This window comes from Aquirufa echingensis, from assembly GCF_042714525.1.
GTDB classification, from domain to species: Bacteria; Bacteroidota; Bacteroidia; order Cytophagales; family Spirosomataceae; genus Aquirufa; species Aquirufa echingensis.
Genome location: NZ_JBBKYA010000002.1, coordinates 501,472 through 517,201, shown reverse-complemented (window position 1 = coordinate 517,201; position 15,730 = coordinate 501,472). Strand labels below are relative to the sequence as shown.

Here is a 15,730-nt window from a genome sequence, read left to right as displayed (position 1 = left end):
TATGACCAAAACCGTGCTATTTCTCTTCTTCCTATTCATTGGCCTCTTGGGAGCTCTTGTATTCTATTTCCGACCTAGTGTAAAACGCCATGTCAAACCTGGTGATCCCTGGGAATTAGCCAAAAGCTATGAGGTGCGTGGCTTAGATCTTTCCCACTGGAATGGTCGGGTTATCTATGATGGCTTAGATTCCTTGGATTTTGTCTTTTTAAAAGTCAGTGAAGGAGACGACCGAGTGGATGATACCTTCGAGCAACATTACGAGGCCTTTCTTGAACGGGATATTCCCGTTGGGGCCTACCACTTTTTTCGTTTCGATGTGGAAGGAAAGGAGCAAGCCCAACACTTTTTGAAACAGTTGGACGGTCGGCATTTGCAATTGCCCTTAGTCATCGACGTGGAGCAACATGGCAACATTTCCGTAGCCCAAGAAAAGGTTAAAAATCGCCTGCGTGCGTTCATGAAGGAACTGAAAAAACATACCAAACACCAACCAATCATCTACACAAACGGGGATGGCTATCGGGATTTTATCGAAGAGGATTTTGGAAATCATACGCTATGGCTGAGCTCCACGAATGCTTGGAGGCCTACGATGATGGATTGTACCTTTTGGCAATTCAATATCGACGCGGATTTGATGGCCATTACGCATCGCGCTGATCTGAATGTCTTTCGGGGGAGTCGGGAAGAGTGGGATGAATACCTGGCGGAGCATAAGCCTTATGTGATATCAATGAATTGATAAATTTGGATTGGCCTTGGAGTCCCTAGTTTTAATCAATACTTTCGGGTATAAAAAAAACCTCTAGCAAATCAGAGGTTTTTTTTTTATGAAAATCTTTTGATTGGTTACGTTACCCTTTAAGGGAAAGAGGCTTTACCAACCATTACGATGTAAAAGTACACAAGATTTCTGAAGCTGAATATCATTTTATAGATAAATATGGAATTTGAAGCATTTGATTTTCTTTTTATTATCAATCAATTGATAATCTGTTGATTAAGTTTTGAGAATACACCAAAAGTATATACTTTTAAGAAAAACAAAAAGATGAAAACCTTATCGCTCAAATTAGATGATCATATTTTTGATGAGACGGAGGCAATAACTGCACAGTTGCATTTGGCGCGTAACCGTTACATCAATGAAGCCGTTAACATGTATAATTTGGTGCAAAAACGCAGATTGTTGAAAAAAGCGTTAGCTAAAGAATCCGTTTTAACTTCCGCCGATTCCATGGATATTTTGCGGGAATTTGACATGTTGATCGATGGAGATTAAGCAATTTGATATTTGGTTAGCCAACCTGAACCCTAGTAAAGGAACGGAGGCTGGCAAAACCAGGCCAGTTATTATTGTTCAAACAGACTTGCTAAATACGATGCATTTGTCCACGTTGATTTGTCCTGTTACGACAAATGTCCAACCGAAATTAGAATATTTGAGGGTTCATTTGACCAAGGGTCAATTAGATGAATTAAGTGATGTGCTCGTTGATCAAGTTCGTGCTATCGATAATACTCGACTTATTAAAAGATTGGGGCGTTTGACACAAAACCAGCAAGTGAAACTGAAAACTAATTTGAGAATTATGCTTGATTTATAAGCAGACATTTGAATCTTACACAAATAATTTAAACCTATCCCATGAAAAACCTCCTATTCCTCTTTCTCCTCGCAAGCTTCACCTCAAATGCCCAATGGATCGACCTATTCAATGGCAAAGACATCGATAACTGGAAAATCAGCGAAAATCCCAGCTCCTTTCGTGTCGAAAATGGCGAACTCATCATCGAAGGAAACCGCGGTCACCTCTTTTACAATGGCTATACGCCCAAGAATTTTGAAGTGCATGCCCGCGTAAAAACCTATCCTGGCGCTAATTCAGGGCTCTATGTTTGTACCAAATTCTTAGAAAACGATTGGCCCAAACAAGGCTATGAGATTCAGGTGAATAATTCGCATACCGACTGGCGTCGTACGGCTTCAGTTTACGGAATTGTCGATACCAAAGATACCTATGTCAAAGATGAGGAATGGTTTGACCTGAATGTTATCGTACAAGGAAACCACATTACCACAAAAATCAATGGCAAAACTGTGATCGATTATACGGAACCGGCTGATCGTACCAACGGCACCGATCCGCGTAAAATTCAATGGGGAACAATTGCCATTCAAGCCCACGACCCGAAAAGCAAAGTGGCCTATCAAACCATTCAAATCCGAGAGCTATAATTTTTAACATTTGTATAAAAATTGCTTGGCATCTTTGCCGACCTTTAGGACATGATGACACAAGCCGATTTCAAACCGCTACTTAAACACGGGAAAGTATTTGTACTCGATGTGCGCAATAAAAACGAATTTGAAGACGGCCACATTCCGTGGGCGAAACATATTCCGCTTAAAGAACTCGCTCATAGATTGCATGAACTCCCGACGGACAAACCTGTCATCACTGTATGTGGAAAAGGGGGCGGTCGGTCAGCGGAGGCGGCAGCGATGATTCCGGGTGCCGACTGGCTTGAGGGGGGAACCGAAGCCTATTTTGGACAATAAAAAAAGAGGAGCTAAGCTCCTCTTTCCTTATTATAAATCGACTGCCTCGCCGTATGCCGCTTCCGTCGCGCCCTTGAACGCTTCCGAAATGGTTGGGTGTGGGTGAATCGATTTCATAATCTCATAAGCCGTGCTTTCTAATTTACGAACCACAACAGCTTCCGCGATAAGCTCCGTTACGTTGTAACCGATCATGTGTGCGCCTAATAATTCGCCGTATTTGGCATCGTAGATAACTTTCACAAAACCATCACGCGCTCCAGCAGCCGTTGCTTTACCCGAAGCCACGAATGGGAATTTACCTACTTTTATATCATATCCTGCCTCACGTGCCTTCTTCTCCGTCATTCCCACAGAAGAAATTTCTGGTGAGCAATACGTACAACCTGGAATGTTCGAATAATCTAAGGCCTCTGTCTTGTGGCCTGCGATTTTCTCCACACAAATGATACCTTCTGCTGATGCTACGTGTGCCAAAGCTGGACCTGGCGTCACATCACCAATCGCAAAATATCCTGGCATATTTGTCTCATACCATGCGTTCACCGGAATACGTCCTTTGTCCACAATGATACCTACTTCTTCCAAACCAATGTTTTCCAAATTGCAAATCACACCCGCCGCAGAAAGGACGATGTCACATTGGATATCTTGATTGCCCGTAGGTGTTTTCACACTTACCTTGCAGCCTTTTCCTTTGGTATCAACCGACTCCACACTCGATGAAGTCAAGATGTCAATACCCATTTTCTTGTATTGCTTCGCCAATTCTTTCGATACATCTTCATCCTCTACCGGAACGATGTTTGGCATAAATTCAACAATGGTTACTTTCGTTCCCATGGCCGCGTATACATACGCAAACTCCACGCCAATCGCACCTGAACCGATGATAACCATCGAATCTGGACGTTTAGCTAAGCTCATCGCCTTGCGGTATTCGATTACTTTTTCGCCATCGATTGGGATATTCGGTAACGCACGAGCACGCGCACCCGTCGCAATCATGATATTTTTTCCTTCGTAGATATTCGCTTTTCCATCGGCATCCGTAACCTCCACCTTTTTACCCGGTTGGATTTTTCCGTAACCCATGATCACATCGATCTTGTTTTTCTTCATCAAAAACTGAACGCCTTTGCTCATGCTATCAGCAACCCCACGTGAACGCGCGATTACCGCTGAGAAATCAGCTTCTGCTCCTTTCACGGTAATTCCGTAGTCCGATGCATGCTTGATGTATTCAAATACATTCGCAGATTTTAACAAGGCTTTGGTTGGGATACATCCCCAGTTTAGGCAGATACCTCCCAAAGATTCTTTCTCCACGACTGCACATTTTAAACCTAATTGAGAAGCTCGGATAGCTGCTACATAACCCCCTGGGCCTGAGCCTACCACGATCAAATCGTATTGTTGCGCCATTTTATTGCTTGATTTAAATGAATGAGGCCGCAATTTAGCACAAAATCGGGTATATTTGTACTTTATTTAGCAGAAATCCACATGACAAGAGACAGGTTCAATGACCTGAAAGCCAGAATAGAGGCTTTAAGGAGGTATCTTTGACTACGATCATAAGAAATATTTAATATCCGAACTGGAGACCGTCACACTCGATCCCGAGTTTTGGAACAATCCCGAAAAGGCCGAAAGTACCATGCGCGAAATGCGTGGACTTAAATTTTGGACGGATGGTTTCGACCAATTATCCCGCGCACAAGACGATTTAGAGACGATTTGGGAGTTTTACGAGATGGGTGAAGCCGCGGAACCCGAAGTGGATGCCGAAGGTGCCAAACTCGAATCTCTGCTCGAATCCCTCGAATTCCGCAAAATGATGTCGGAGGAAGGCGACAACATGAGCGCCGTTCTCGAAATTAACGCCGGTGCGGGTGGTACAGAATCCCAAGATTGGGCCTCCATGTTGCTTCGCATGTATCACATGTGGGCTGAAAAAAATGGCTTCAAAGTTCGCTTAGTTGATGAAAACGTAGGAGATGTGGCCGGAATCAAATCCGTAACTATCGAGGTGGACGGCGAATTTGCCTATGGTAATTTGAAGTCGGAGAACGGTGTACATCGTCTAGTCCGTATTTCTCCGTTTGACTCGAATGCCCGCAGACATACGTCCTTTGCTTCCGTATATATATGCCCGTTGGCCGATGATTCCATTGAGATTGATATCAATCCTGCCGACATCGATTGGGATACTTTCCGTTCCGGTGGAGCTGGAGGACAGAATGTCAACAAGGTAGAAACGGCGGTGAGATTAACCCACAAACCTTCGGGGATTATTATCGCCTGTCAGCAGGAGCGTTCGCAATTGCAAAATAAGGAAGTTGCATTACGCCTCTTGAAATCAAAATTATACCAAATCGAAATCGACAAGCGCAATGCTGCGCGTGCGGAAGTAGAAGCGGGTAAAAAGAAAATTGAATGGGGTTCGCAGATTCGATCTTATGTACTAGACGATCGACGAGTAAAAGATCACCGGACAAATTACCAAACCTCTAATACGGATGCGGTGTTGGATGGTGAAATCAATGAATTCATCAAGGCCTACTTGATGGAAAACTAGCCTTAACCTTTGGCAATCCTCAAAACCTCACCTTTGGCAAACCTGTTTTGAGGATTGCCAAAGGTAAGGGTTTTCGAGCCAATGGTAGGCTTATTTAACCGAATCTTCCTCGAGCTTCCTCAAATAATCAACTAGTTGGTCTTTTGCCAGCGACAACGCAATCCCTACCGCATACGATGTAATGGCGTTACCTAAAAAAGAAGACTCTTTTTTCTCTGATTTTTTTTCAGATTTATCACTTCCTGACAATAGTGAGTATAACAAATAAGCCCCAGCCACGACAGCGCCTGCTACTAAGATTTGGGTGCCTTTTTCTTTGGCAACTTGTTTTATGTCGGCGATCGACTCCCCGATTTTTTCTTCGTAATTAGCTGCCTCAGCTTCTAATTTTGCTTTCTTATTCGTTATCTGACTCATCTGCTGTAATTTCTTCTTCCGCTAAATCTTCGTTTTCCTGTGGCTTGCGAAAGCTAGCCACCATAATTGCGCCCACAATAAAACAGGCTCCAGAAACAATTAAATGTCCCCAGAATTGGCTGCCTAAATAGGCATTGATCATGTTGGCAATGCCATGTAGCAGGAATAATACTCCTATTCCTAAAGCAAACGCCAAGATGATGAATTTGAATATGCGTTCCAATAAGGCTTCCAAACGCTCTTGAATGTCGAGTTTAACGAGTTCAAATTGCGTTTTCAAGTAGTTTTTCAATAAATCTACCAAACCATTATTGTCGAAAAATCCCATCTAGCGTTGTTTTAATTTGGCCTCAATCGAATGCTGTGTATGTGGAACCAAACGCAAACGCTCTTTGGAAATTAATTTTCCGGAATCAATACAAACGCCGTATGTGCCATTTTTAATGCGCATCAACGCATTTTCTAAGCTTTTAGCAAATTTTTGTTGGCGTACCGCCAATTGATTCATGCTTTCCTTCTCTTGCGTATCCGCTCCATCTTCCATGACCTTCGAGTTACCTGATGTATCATCAGTTCCTGGGTCATTTTTTTTGCTTAATGCTTCACGTAAATACTTCAACTCCGCATTGGTTTCCGCTAATTTACTTTGAATGATTGCTTCGAACTCTTTTAATTCTTCAGCAGAATAACGATTCTTCTCTTCCGTCGCCATAAATAATAACTCTTTTAATTTTACTCGAACACGAAAAAGTATAATTATTTGAATTTCAGCACCTTACTGAACATGCCGCGTTCTGTCTTACAAAGATAATTTTATTGAACAATTTTGTGTGCTGAATCGAATAAAATCTCTGACAAATTTTTAATCACTTGATTTTGAGTTTGTTGTGCCAGGAAATCCAGCCGTAAATCGCCATGAAAACAAACACGAGATACAAGGCTGCAGTCCCCCACAAACCGTTAACTAAATACATTCCGACGTAGGCAAGGTCGACACAAATCCATAAAATCCAATTTTCGATTTTTCGTTGGGCTGCCCAATAGGTCCCCAACATGCTCAAGCCCGTGAGCGTTGCATCCCAATACGCTGATTTGACCTGCGTTGAAAATCGATTGTGTAAATAACCTGCTATAATTCCGTAGCAACCTGCTATTGCGATTCCGATGATGGTCTGACCCCAACTGTTTTTCGATGGCTTCCATGCCTCATCCACTTGCTTCCATTGATATAAGCCATACAGGGCCATCAATATAAATATGCCCTGTAATTCCATGTCGGAATATAATCCTGCCTCATAAAATACATACATATAAATGCCTGATGCCAACATGTTCCAAAGCCAAGCCGAAGCTTTTCGTTGGCTTGAAAAATAGACACCCAATAATGATGTTACAATTCCTGCTGCTTCAATCATTTTTCCTGATTTTTAGCAAAATAGGCACAAAAATGGGTGATTGAACATTCCTTGCATTTGGGGGTTCGTGCCAAACAAATGTAACGACCATGTAAAATCAACCAATGGTGCGCGCGCGGAATGATTTCATTAGGCAAATGGCGAATTAAGGCTTTTTCGACCAATAAGGGTGTCCGAGCAGTTTGTGGAACTAAGCCCAATCTTCTAGAAACTCGAAACACATGGGTGTCTACCGCCATGGCTGGCTGATTGTATATAACAGATGCGATGACATTCGCCGTTTTCCGACCCACGCCGGGTAAAGTCTGTAAATCTTCCAGGGTTTCAGGTACTTCGCCGGCGAATTGATCAACCAGCCTTTGGCCCAAACCTAACAAATGCTTTGCCTTGTTATTTGGATAGGATACGGATCGGATATAACTGAAAATCTCTTCAACGCTTGATTCAGCCAATGCTTGCGGATCTGGAAAACGCTTGAATAGGGCAGGGGTAACTTGATTGATACGCTTGTCGGTGCATTGCGCAGATAACACGACAGCCACCAACAATTCGTAAGGATTGCTGTAATGCAATTCCGTTTCAGCCTCAGGGAATGAGGATTCAAAATGGGAAATAAAAGCTTGAAATCGTTCCTTCTTAAGCATCGCGTTGAATTTGATGCAAAATAAGAAACAATTTCAAGATTAAGATTGAATCGACTCTTTGTGTTTGGAATAATCCAAGATACGATTAATCACAGCTTCAGATGGGGCTATGTAAGCCTGGTCTAAGGCGTTTTGGACCTGTTGGAATGCCGCTAACTCCGAGCGTATTCCTTCATTTGTTAATTCGTTGATGCCTGCTTGGGGCTCGTACAAGTTTTTAATAAGGTCATTTGGGGTAAAACTTTGCGTCATAGGCAATCTCTTGTTTGTTTAGCATTTTCCTCAGGTTGATGAGCGCATAACGCATTCTTCCCAAGGCAGTATTGATGCTAACGCCGGTTTGGTCTGCAATTTCCTGAAAACTCAAGTCTTCATAATGCCGCATCACCAATACCTCACGTTGCTCATCAGGTAATTTTTTAATCATTTCCCGAATGTTCTCCACTTGATCCGCCTTCATTTGCTGTTCCTCTACCGAGTCCTCCGCAAAATCAAAGCTGTTGAAAACCTTCGAGCCATCTTCCATTACGATCGTCGGATAACGTTTATCCTTCCGAAAATGATCAATCGCCATGTTGTGCGAAATACGCAGAATCCAGGGTAAAAATTTCCCTTCTTCGTTGTAGCGGCCCGACTTAATCACGTCAATGGCCTTAATATATGCTTCTTGCATTAAGTCTTCCGCAATGTAGCGGTCCTTAACGATCAAGTAAATAGTTGTATAAACTTTGGATTTACTACGTTTGACTAATGTCTCAAACGCTTTATCGTCCCCTTGGATGTACGCTGATAATAAAGCCGCATCGCTAACCTGAATTTTAATCATAAAACTTCAAAATTGTTAACGTAGAGGTTTATCTCATATTGTGTCTCCTATCGATTTACTGGGCGAATTGATTAAATTTTGTCTTGATGACGTTTCAAATGTAGCCAAAACTTTTTTAAATCAAAATCGTTTTAAATAATTGAGCGACAAAATTTTGGTAAATATTTCATCTTTTTTGGTATTTATCAAAGGGGACTTTGTCAAATTGCTTAGCTTTGTTTCATCTTTAAACGAATTATTCCTTATGAAAAAATTATTCTCCTTAGCATTTGTTATCTGCGTTTCTGCCGTTCAATTGCTTGCACAATCCAATCCTGCTGATTATGCAGGAACGTTCAAATTGTCTGAAAACCCTTATGTAAAGTCAATCACCATCTCTGTTAAAGACAGCAAAGTGATCATGGCTGCAGAAGGTTTTCCCGATGCAGAATTAGCCCCAGGTAAAAATGCAGATGAATTTGCCTTAGAAAGCATGGGTGGTACTGTGGTTTTTACACGTGAGGCTGGTGCCGTGAAAGGTGTTAAAATTGAAGCACAAGGCCAAGTATTAACGGGTCAAAAAGAAGGTGCTACCTTAGGTGATTATGTTGCGTCGTTTAAAATGGCCGAAAATGAATACGTGAAGAAAATTGTCATTGCGATGAAGGATGGCCAATTAGCACTTAGCTCAGATGCAAACCCTGCAGAAGGTGCTGTCTTGAAAGCAAGCAATGCGAAAGATACGTTTTCTGCAACGATTCAAGGATATGATGCCGACGTGATTTTTTCACGTGCTGATGGTAAAGTGAAATCAATCAAATTATCTGTTGCAGGTGGTCAAGTGGTTTTGACCGGCGATCGCGAATAATTTTAAATAGCTAGGCCGCTTCGAAACGGCCTAGCTATTATTTCAATGCGCGTTTATACAATTGGATAGTATTCTCTAATCCATAATACAAGGCATCACAAATCAAGGCATGCCCAATCGATACTTCATCCAAGGGGGCAACATTCGCCTTAAAAAATGCCAAATTTTCCAAACTCAAATCATGTCCCGCATTAATGCCTAAGCCGAGTTGGCTGGCACGAAACGCTGCTTTCCGATATGCCGAAACGGCCTGCGTTGGATTCTCAAAAAACTGTTCCGCATAGGGTTCAGTATATAATTCAATACGATCTGTTCCCGTTGTTGCGGCTGCTTCTACCATCTCAAGCACAGGATCTACGAAGATTGACGTACGAATGCCGGCTTCTTTGAATTGTGCGATAAGTGCTTGCAATAATCCTTGGTGTTGGATGGTGTCCCAACCGTGATTCGAGGTAATTTGACCCAGTGCATCAGGAACCAAAGTTACCTGTTCGGGTCGTACTTCCATCACCAATTCGATGAATGATGGTTCCATCGGATTTCCCTCGATGTTAAATTCGGTCGTTACAACTTCCTTCAGCGCACGCACATCTGCATAGCGGATATGTCGCTCATCGGGTCTCGGATGAACCGTAATTCCTTCCGCCCCAAAACGCTCGCAATCCAAAGCTACCTGAATGACATCGGGATTATTCCCCCCGCGTGAATTGCGCAAGGTGGCAATCTTGTTGATATTTACACTAAGTCTTGTCATGTCAAAAAAAAAGGCCGGTATCACCGGCCTTCTCATTAAATTAAGTGATGTGCCGCGAGGTATTCCGCGATTTGAACTGCATTGGTTGCGGCCCCTTTACGTAAGTTGTCCGCTACAATCCACAAGTTCAAGGTATTCTTTTGGGTCTCATCCCGACGAATACGTCCCACGAATACTTCATCTTTTCCGTGTGCCGTGATTGGCATTGGGTATAAAAAGTTCTTTGGATCGTCTTGTACGATGATGCCTTCTTCTTTTTCCAAAATGGCACGAACCTCAGCTAAATCGAAATCATTTTCGAATTCAATATTCACAGATTCCGAGTGCCCTCCGATAGTCGGAATACGAACCGTTGTCGCAGTCACCTGAATCGAATCATCCATCATGATCTTTTTCGTTTCCAAGATCATCTTCATCTCTTCTTTCGTGTAGCCATTATCCAAGAACACATCGATATGAGGCAATACGTTCAAGTCAATTTTATGTGGATATACTTTGTTGTAATCAGTTTTCCCAGCACGCTCATCGAACAATTGATCAACCGCTGCTTTCCCAGTTCCAGTCACCGACTGATACGTAGAAACTACCACACGCTTGATTTTGTATTTTTTGTGCAATGGATTCATGACAACCACCATTTGGATGGTTGAGCAATTTGGATTTGCAATGATTTTATCCTCTGGTGTCAATGTGCTTGCATTGATTTCAGGAACTACTAATTTTTTAGTAGGGTCCATGCGCCATGCTGAAGAGTTATCGACAACGGTAATTCCAGCTGCGGCAAACTTAGGAGCCATTTCTAAGGATGAACTTCCGCCCGCGGAGAAAATCGCCACGTTGGGTTTCATTGAGATTGCTGTTTCATAACCTACCACTTCGAATTCCTTTCCTTTGAAAGTAATCTTTTTACCGATTGAGCGCTCTGACGCTACCGGGATAATTTCTGTGACAGGAAAATTTCTTTCCGCTAATACTTTCAAGATTTCGCCGCCAACCAATCCTGTGGCGCCTACAACAGCAACTTTCATGTTTATATCAATTAAAAATTATACTTCCAATTTAATGCCAACGATGCTCCTTGTGCACCATGTGATTTTATTTCAAAGCTTATTTTGGGCTCTTCACCAACTAAGCTATTGTACTTTGTTAAAGCACGTTTTAAGTGTCGCATACTGACCGTTCCTACATATACATTCACTAATGCGGCAGCACCTATTGTCGACAAATAAAATCCATCTGTCACTTGACCGGGTTTCAGTAATGAATAGGCTGAAACACCTAGGCCAACACTGGAAATCCAGTTCATGAGTTTCCGCTGTTGCTTGAATTTGTTGAATTCAAGGCTGATTTCAGGATCTTTGGCCTCTAATAAAGGTATTTGAAGTGCCAAAGGATTGTCTATTATTTGCCTTTTGTAAACGAACTTATTCGTAAATCCTTGTTGGATTTGTTCAATCGGAAACAACGGCTCACGAGCGGCTTGTTGGCCCATCATAGAAATGGATGCGCAACAGATTACCATCAAGAGTAATTGCCTGATTTTCACAAAGCAAAAGGGTTTATTAGCCTGCAAAATTAGGGCTAATATTCTGAATCAAAAGGATTTTTTTGATAAAATCCATCAAAAAGGTGGATGCCCGTAGGCGTAATGCAAAGGTCCAAAGGTATATCATGTGTTTCCACATCATCAATGCGTTGAACCGCTTCATCCAAACATACGCCAATTTTCAGCGCGTCGGGCCGACAATCCATTAAAAAACGATCATAAAATCCTTTGCCATAACCTATCCGGTTGCCATGTGCATCAAAGGCTAGTAAAGGAATTATCATGAGGTCAATGGCTTCCGAAGGTGTTTTTGTATTTGTTAGCGGATTGGGTTCCTGAATTCCCCAGTCTGATGTAATGAAAGTGTCCTTTTTGTTCATGAAGTAAGCCAACATCGAATCTTCACCTTCAACGCGCGGAAAACAGAGTTGGTGACCCAGTTTCCATAATGTATCATGAATCGCCTCCATCTCAACTTCTTTGCGTTCAACAATCGGTTGAAAACTCATGATCACCCGAGGCTGCTGAAAGCTCGTAATGAAATCCATGAATTCTTGTTGGAGCTCCTCATTCAACAAGACAAATATTCGCTCTGACACATTTTTGCGTCGGGCAAGAGCGAGCTGTCGGAGGCGAGATTTGTTCATGGCTTTGGCCTTAATTTTTCGGTATTTTTTCTTATTTTTGCTTCAATTTTGCCGATTATTTCATAAAAAACAACAAGACTGTGGCCTTTAAGGAATACAAAAATTTAGATTATGCTGCTGTAGCAGACGAGGTACTAAATTTCTGGAGAGAGAATCAAATTTTCGAACAATCGATTTCTTCTCGCGAGGGGAATCCGACTTTTACTTTTTTTGAAGGTCCGCCTTCTGCGAATGGTACGCCGGGTATTCACCACGTGATGGCACGTACGATTAAGGACATTTTCTGTCGCTACCAGACCTTAAAGGGCAAACAAGTGAAACGTAAGGGTGGTTGGGACACACACGGCCTACCCGTGGAATTGCAAGTTGAGAAAGAATTAGGTATCACCAAAGAAGACATCGGCAAATCGATTTCGGTCGAAGAATACAATCAAAAATGCCGCGAAACGGTCATGAAATTCACGGATCAGTGGAATGATTTGACTGAAAAAATGGGTTACTGGGTGGATTTAGAGAATCCTTACGTGACTTACCAAATTCCTTACATTGAGAGTGTTTGGAATCTATTAAAGCGCCTGTACGACAAAGGACTTTTATACAAAGGATATACGATTCAACCTTATTCTCCTGCGGCAGGTACAGGTTTGTCATCGCACGAATTAAACCAGCCGGGTTGTTACCGCGATGTGAAAGACACCTCATTGACAGCTCAATTCGAGGCAAAAAATACAGCGAAATCTGCCTTTTTGTTTGAAAAATCAGGCGGAGCTCCTGTGTATTTATTGGCCTGGACGACGACTCCTTGGACATTACCGTCCAATTCCGCGTTAACCGCTGGGAAGAATATTGCTTATGTCTTGGTGAAGACCTTTAATCCTTATACCTATTTACCAGTTCATGTGGTATTAGCGAAGGATTTGGTAAAGAATTATTTCCAGGCTGCGGCAGAAAATGGCGATTTTGATGCCTATGTTGCAGCGGAGAAAAAGCCTAGTGCTATTCCGTATGTGATTGTTGATACGTTCAAAGGCTCCGATATCGAAGGTGTAGAATATGCCCAATTGATGCCTTATGTGCAGCCTGCAAGTCCAGCTTTCCGTGTGATCTTGGGAGACTTCGTGACGACGGAAGATGGTACAGGAATCGTGCATACGGCGCCTACTTTCGGTGCGGATGACTTTCGGGTAGCCCAACAAAATAACATTCCTGCCATTTTTGTTCAAGATGCCAATGGAAAGGATGTGCCTTTGGTGAACCGACAAGGTTGTTTCGTTCAAGAGGTGACTGATTATGCATTAGAGCCCGTAAAAGAGGCATATCTAAGTGAAGAGGAAAAAGAAGCGGCCAAAATCAAACAAGGCCGCGATAAATATTTATCTGTTGATGAGCGCATTGCGATTCAATTAAAAACGGAAAACAAGGCATTTAACGTTCAGAAATTTGATCACCCGTATCCACATTGCTGGCGTACGGACAAACCGGTATTGTACTATCCATTGGATTCTTGGTTTATCAAGACCACGGCGGTGAAGGATAAATTGATCGAGTTGAATAATACGATCAACTGGAAACCGGAGTCGACGGGTACAGGTCGTTTCGGAAACTGGTTGGAGAACCTGGTTGACTGGAACTTGTCTCGTTCTCGTTATTGGGGAACGCCTTTGCCTATATGGCGTGCCGAAGATGGTTCGGAAGAATTGTGTTTTGGTTCAGTGGAGGACTTAGTGCAAGCATTAGAAAAGGCTATCCAATCAGGAAAATTATCCGCTGAACAGCAAAAAGGCAATGAAGCATTTATTGCTGCTGCAAAAGCTGGAGAGGCAGATTTACATCGTCCCTATGTGGATAATATCTTTGTGTTAAGCCCTTCAGGTGTTGTCATGGCACGTGAGGCAGATTTGATCGACGTGTGGTTCGATTCGGGTGCGATGCCTTTCGCACAATGGCATTATCCATTCGAGAATCAAGAAATTTTCAAACAGTCTTATCCGGCAGATTTCATCTCAGAAGGGGTGGACCAAACGCGTGGATGGTTCTTTACGCTCCATGCGATTTCGGCGATGGTGGAAGAATCGGTGGCATTTAAAAATGTGGTTTCGACTGGTTTAGTCTTGGATAAAAATGGCAATAAAATGTCCAAACGTTTGGGCAATGCGATTGATCCATTTGATACGCTTTCTAAATACGGAGCGGATCCTACGCGCTGGTACATGATTACCAATGCGCAACCTTGGGATAACTTGAAATTTGATTTAGCGGGAATTACGGAAGTGCGTAATAAGTTCTTTGGTACGCTAACAAATACCTATAATTTCTTTGCCATGTATGCGAATTTGGACGGATTTACGCCGGATTCGAAGGGTGTTAATATGGCCGATTTAACGGAATTAGACCGTTGGGTCCTGTCGAAATTAAGCAGTCTAATCGCTGAGGTTGACGAGGCTTATGCGACCTATGAGCCAACTAAAGCCGGCCGTGCGGTGCAGGATTTTGTATGTGATCATTTGTCCAACTGGTATGTTCGTTTGTCACGCCGACGTTTCTGGAATCCGGAGGATACGAACCAAGGGATTTCAGCAGATAAAGCTGCTGCATATCAGACTTTGCATACTTGTCTGACGACAGTGGCACAATTGATGTCACCGATCGCTCCTTTCTATGGAGATTGGTTGTACAAGAATTTAACGGGAGCTACCTCGGTACATTTAACGGATTTTGTAAAAGTAAATCCTTCTTGGCAAAATGCTGATTTAGAAGCATCCATGGACATGGCACAACGCATTTGTTCTTTGGTTCACTCGATCCGTAAGGTGCATAAATTGAAAGTACGCCAACCACTAGCACAGGTCTTAGTTCCTGTTCTACAAGAATCTGCCCGTGAGCAAATTCGTAAGGTAGAGGATTTGATTAAGTCGGAGGTGAATGTGAAGTTGGTGAATTACCTCGACGACGCATCCGGCGTATTAAGCAAGAAAGTAAAACCTAATTTCAAGGCCTTGGGTCCGAAATTTGGGAAAGATATGAAGGCTGTTGCTGAAGTTATTACAGGAATGAGTTCAGGTGATTTGGCGCAGATTGAAACTTCCGGTTCGGCGAACTTGCACGGTTTTGAGATTGCTTTAGCTGACATCGAAATCGTAACAGAAGATATGCCAGGCTACTTAACCGCATCGGAAGGTGGCTTGACCATTGCCTTGGATAATACCTTAACTCCGGAATTGGTTCAGGAGGGAATGGCCCGGGAATTTGTGAATCGTATTCAGAATTTGCGGAAGGATTCAGGTTTTGATGTCGTAGATAAGATCGCGATTCATGTGGAAGAAGGTCCTGCAGCGTGGATGGAAAGCATTCAGGTTTTTGGAGCGTATATTCAACAAGAAGTTCAGGCTTTAAGTATTACGATTTCGCCGGCATTAGCGGGTGAAAAATCTGAGCTTGTGATGGATGATGCCACATTATTTGCCCAAATTCAGAAAATCAACTAATA

The 15,730-nt window shown here is 42.6% G+C and carries 20 protein-coding genes; 8 read left to right on the top strand and 12 right to left on the bottom strand.

All coding sequences use genetic code 11. The features are described 5' to 3' along the window. Nucleotide 1: 1 nt before the first annotated feature. The 5 genes from SKC38_RS04900 to SKC38_RS04880 all read left to right on the top strand — a co-directional run bounded on the left by SKC38_RS04900 (nucleotide 2) and on the right by SKC38_RS04880 (nucleotide 2,566). Nucleotides 2-745: a glycoside hydrolase family 25 protein gene (locus SKC38_RS04900; protein ID WP_377975605.1), complete on the top strand. Its 744-nt coding sequence runs from the start codon at nucleotides 2-4 to the stop codon at nucleotides 743-745. A gap of 309 nt (nucleotides 746-1,054) precedes the next feature. Further along, nucleotides 1,055-1,285: a hypothetical protein gene (locus SKC38_RS04895; protein WP_377975604.1), complete on the top strand. Its 231-nt coding sequence runs from the start codon at nucleotides 1,055-1,057 to the stop codon at nucleotides 1,283-1,285. After that, nucleotides 1,275-1,610, top strand: a complete 336-nt coding sequence (locus SKC38_RS04890; protein WP_377975602.1) for a type II toxin-antitoxin system PemK/MazF family toxin — start codon at nucleotides 1,275-1,277, stop codon at nucleotides 1,608-1,610. The genes SKC38_RS04895 and SKC38_RS04890 overlap by 11 nt, the downstream gene beginning before the upstream one ends. A 41-nt stretch (nucleotides 1,611-1,651) precedes the next feature. Beyond that, nucleotides 1,652-2,242: a 3-keto-disaccharide hydrolase gene (locus SKC38_RS04885; protein WP_377975600.1), complete on the top strand. Its 591-nt coding sequence runs from the start codon at nucleotides 1,652-1,654 to the stop codon at nucleotides 2,240-2,242. A gap of 51 nt (nucleotides 2,243-2,293) precedes the next feature. Next, nucleotides 2,294-2,566, top strand: coding sequence for a rhodanese-like domain-containing protein (locus tag SKC38_RS04880; protein WP_377975599.1), 273 nt, complete (start codon nucleotides 2,294-2,296; stop codon nucleotides 2,564-2,566). A 30-nt stretch (nucleotides 2,567-2,596) separates the two neighbouring features. Here SKC38_RS04880 and lpdA read toward each other — a convergent pair whose 3' ends face one another. Beyond that, entirely contained in the window at nucleotides 2,597-3,991 is a 1,395-nt protein-coding gene (lpdA, locus tag SKC38_RS04875) for a dihydrolipoyl dehydrogenase (RefSeq protein ID WP_377975597.1), read from the bottom strand. 81 nt (nucleotides 3,992-4,072) lie between these two features. Between lpdA and prfB the strand changes: the two genes are divergently transcribed. Continuing rightward, a protein-coding gene (gene prfB, locus SKC38_RS04870) for a peptide chain release factor 2 (RefSeq protein WP_377975595.1) occupies nucleotides 4,073-5,147 on the top strand; the annotation gives its coding sequence in 2 pieces (ribosomal slippage) (nucleotides 4,073-4,123 and nucleotides 4,125-5,147; 1,074 coding nt in all). A 90-nt stretch (nucleotides 5,148-5,237) separates the two neighbouring features. On the opposite strand, the gene SKC38_RS04865 is transcribed toward prfB, so the two are convergent. The 7 genes from SKC38_RS04865 to SKC38_RS04835 all read right to left on the bottom strand — a co-directional run bounded on the left by SKC38_RS04865 (nucleotide 5,238) and on the right by SKC38_RS04835 (nucleotide 8,449). Then, entirely contained in the window at nucleotides 5,238-5,564 is a 327-nt protein-coding gene (locus SKC38_RS04865; RefSeq protein WP_377975593.1) for a hypothetical protein, read from the bottom strand. Beyond that, nucleotides 5,545-5,892: a phage holin family protein gene (locus SKC38_RS04860; protein ID WP_377975592.1), complete on the bottom strand. Its 348-nt coding sequence runs from the start codon at nucleotides 5,890-5,892 to the stop codon at nucleotides 5,545-5,547. The genes SKC38_RS04865 and SKC38_RS04860 overlap by 20 nt, the downstream gene beginning before the upstream one ends. Next, on the bottom strand, nucleotides 5,893-6,276 hold the full coding sequence (locus SKC38_RS04855) for a TraR/DksA family transcriptional regulator (RefSeq protein WP_377975590.1): 384 nt from the start codon (nucleotides 6,274-6,276) through the stop codon (nucleotides 5,893-5,895). It lies immediately after the preceding gene. 154 nt (nucleotides 6,277-6,430) lie between these two features. Beyond that, the gene (gene pnuC / locus SKC38_RS04850; protein ID WP_377975588.1) at nucleotides 6,431-6,979 is read right to left on the bottom strand and encodes a nicotinamide riboside transporter PnuC; all 549 of its coding nucleotides are present in this window, start codon (nucleotides 6,977-6,979) and stop codon (nucleotides 6,431-6,433) included. After that, nucleotides 6,976-7,623, bottom strand: a complete 648-nt coding sequence (gene nth, locus SKC38_RS04845) for an endonuclease III (RefSeq protein WP_377975586.1) — start codon at nucleotides 7,621-7,623, stop codon at nucleotides 6,976-6,978. Before nth ends, pnuC begins: the two co-directional genes overlap by 4 nt. A gap of 39 nt (nucleotides 7,624-7,662) precedes the next feature. Next, entirely contained in the window at nucleotides 7,663-7,836 is a 174-nt protein-coding gene (locus tag SKC38_RS04840) for a hypothetical protein (RefSeq protein WP_377975584.1), read from the bottom strand. Between the two features lie 13 nt (nucleotides 7,837-7,849). Further along, nucleotides 7,850-8,449 (bottom strand): RNA polymerase sigma factor, encoded by a 600-nt coding sequence (locus SKC38_RS04835; RefSeq protein ID WP_377975582.1) that lies wholly within the window; start codon nucleotides 8,447-8,449, stop codon nucleotides 7,850-7,852. A gap of 244 nt (nucleotides 8,450-8,693) precedes the next feature. On the opposite strand from SKC38_RS04835, the gene SKC38_RS04830 reads away from it, so the two are divergent. Continuing rightward, nucleotides 8,694-9,296, top strand: coding sequence for a hypothetical protein (locus SKC38_RS04830; protein WP_377975581.1), 603 nt, complete (start codon nucleotides 8,694-8,696; stop codon nucleotides 9,294-9,296). Between the two features lie 37 nt (nucleotides 9,297-9,333). Here SKC38_RS04830 and SKC38_RS04825 read toward each other — a convergent pair whose 3' ends face one another. The 4 genes from SKC38_RS04825 to SKC38_RS04810 are packed head-to-tail and all read right to left on the bottom strand — an operon-like array spanning nucleotide 9,334 to nucleotide 12,243. After that, complete coding sequence (locus SKC38_RS04825) at nucleotides 9,334-10,050, bottom strand: pyridoxine 5'-phosphate synthase (RefSeq protein WP_377975579.1); 717 nt, start codon at nucleotides 10,048-10,050, stop codon at nucleotides 9,334-9,336. Between the two features lie 35 nt (nucleotides 10,051-10,085). Next, a complete protein-coding gene (locus SKC38_RS04820) occupies nucleotides 10,086-11,078 on the bottom strand; it encodes an aspartate-semialdehyde dehydrogenase (protein WP_377975577.1) in 993 nt (330 codons plus the stop codon). Between the two features lie 11 nt (nucleotides 11,079-11,089). Next, nucleotides 11,090-11,596: a hypothetical protein gene (locus SKC38_RS04815; RefSeq protein WP_377975575.1), complete on the bottom strand. Its 507-nt coding sequence runs from the start codon at nucleotides 11,594-11,596 to the stop codon at nucleotides 11,090-11,092. A gap of 35 nt (nucleotides 11,597-11,631) precedes the next feature. Further along, nucleotides 11,632-12,243, bottom strand: a complete 612-nt coding sequence (locus SKC38_RS04810) for a 5-formyltetrahydrofolate cyclo-ligase (protein ID WP_377975573.1) — start codon at nucleotides 12,241-12,243, stop codon at nucleotides 11,632-11,634. A gap of 80 nt (nucleotides 12,244-12,323) precedes the next feature. On the opposite strand from SKC38_RS04810, the gene ileS reads away from it, so the two are divergent. Continuing rightward, nucleotides 12,324-15,728, top strand: coding sequence for an isoleucine--tRNA ligase (gene ileS, locus SKC38_RS04805; RefSeq protein WP_377975571.1), 3,405 nt, complete (start codon nucleotides 12,324-12,326; stop codon nucleotides 15,726-15,728). Nucleotides 15,729-15,730 lie beyond the last annotated feature (2 nt).

Bases quoted from the DNA above. Each gene is read 5' to 3' on its own strand.
- SKC38_RS04900 (WP_377975605.1), top strand. From the start codon at position 2: ATGACCAAAACCGTGCTATTTCTCTTCTTCCTATTCATTGGCCTCTTG.
- pnuC (WP_377975588.1), bottom strand. From the start codon at position 6,979: ATGATTGAAGCAGCAGGAATTGTAACATCATTATTGGGTGTCTATTTT.
- SKC38_RS04865 (WP_377975593.1), bottom strand. From the start codon at position 5,564: ATGAGTCAGATAACGAATAAGAAAGCAAAATTAGAAGCTGAGGCAGCT.
- SKC38_RS04835 (WP_377975582.1), bottom strand. From the start codon at position 8,449: ATGATTAAAATTCAGGTTAGCGATGCGGCTTTATTATCAGCGTACATC.
- lpdA (WP_377975597.1), bottom strand. From the start codon at position 3,991: ATGGCGCAACAATACGATTTGATCGTGGTAGGCTCAGGCCCAGGGGGT.
- SKC38_RS04830 (WP_377975581.1), top strand. From the start codon at position 8,694: ATGAAAAAATTATTCTCCTTAGCATTTGTTATCTGCGTTTCTGCCGTT.
- SKC38_RS04890 (WP_377975602.1), top strand. From the start codon at position 1,275: ATGGAGATTAAGCAATTTGATATTTGGTTAGCCAACCTGAACCCTAGT.
- SKC38_RS04895 (WP_377975604.1), top strand. From the start codon at position 1,055: ATGAAAACCTTATCGCTCAAATTAGATGATCATATTTTTGATGAGACG.
- SKC38_RS04820 (WP_377975577.1), bottom strand. From the start codon at position 11,078: ATGAAAGTTGCTGTTGTAGGCGCCACAGGATTGGTTGGCGGCGAAATC.
- SKC38_RS04810 (WP_377975573.1), bottom strand. From the start codon at position 12,243: ATGAACAAATCTCGCCTCCGACAGCTCGCTCTTGCCCGACGCAAAAAT.
- SKC38_RS04860 (WP_377975592.1), bottom strand. From the start codon at position 5,892: ATGGGATTTTTCGACAATAATGGTTTGGTAGATTTATTGAAAAACTAC.
- SKC38_RS04885 (WP_377975600.1), top strand. From the start codon at position 1,652: ATGAAAAACCTCCTATTCCTCTTTCTCCTCGCAAGCTTCACCTCAAAT.
- SKC38_RS04880 (WP_377975599.1), top strand. From the start codon at position 2,294: ATGATGACACAAGCCGATTTCAAACCGCTACTTAAACACGGGAAAGTA.
- nth (WP_377975586.1), bottom strand. From the start codon at position 7,623: ATGCTTAAGAAGGAACGATTTCAAGCTTTTATTTCCCATTTTGAATCC.
- SKC38_RS04825 (WP_377975579.1), bottom strand. From the start codon at position 10,050: ATGACAAGACTTAGTGTAAATATCAACAAGATTGCCACCTTGCGCAAT.
- SKC38_RS04855 (WP_377975590.1), bottom strand. From the start codon at position 6,276: ATGGCGACGGAAGAGAAGAATCGTTATTCTGCTGAAGAATTAAAAGAG.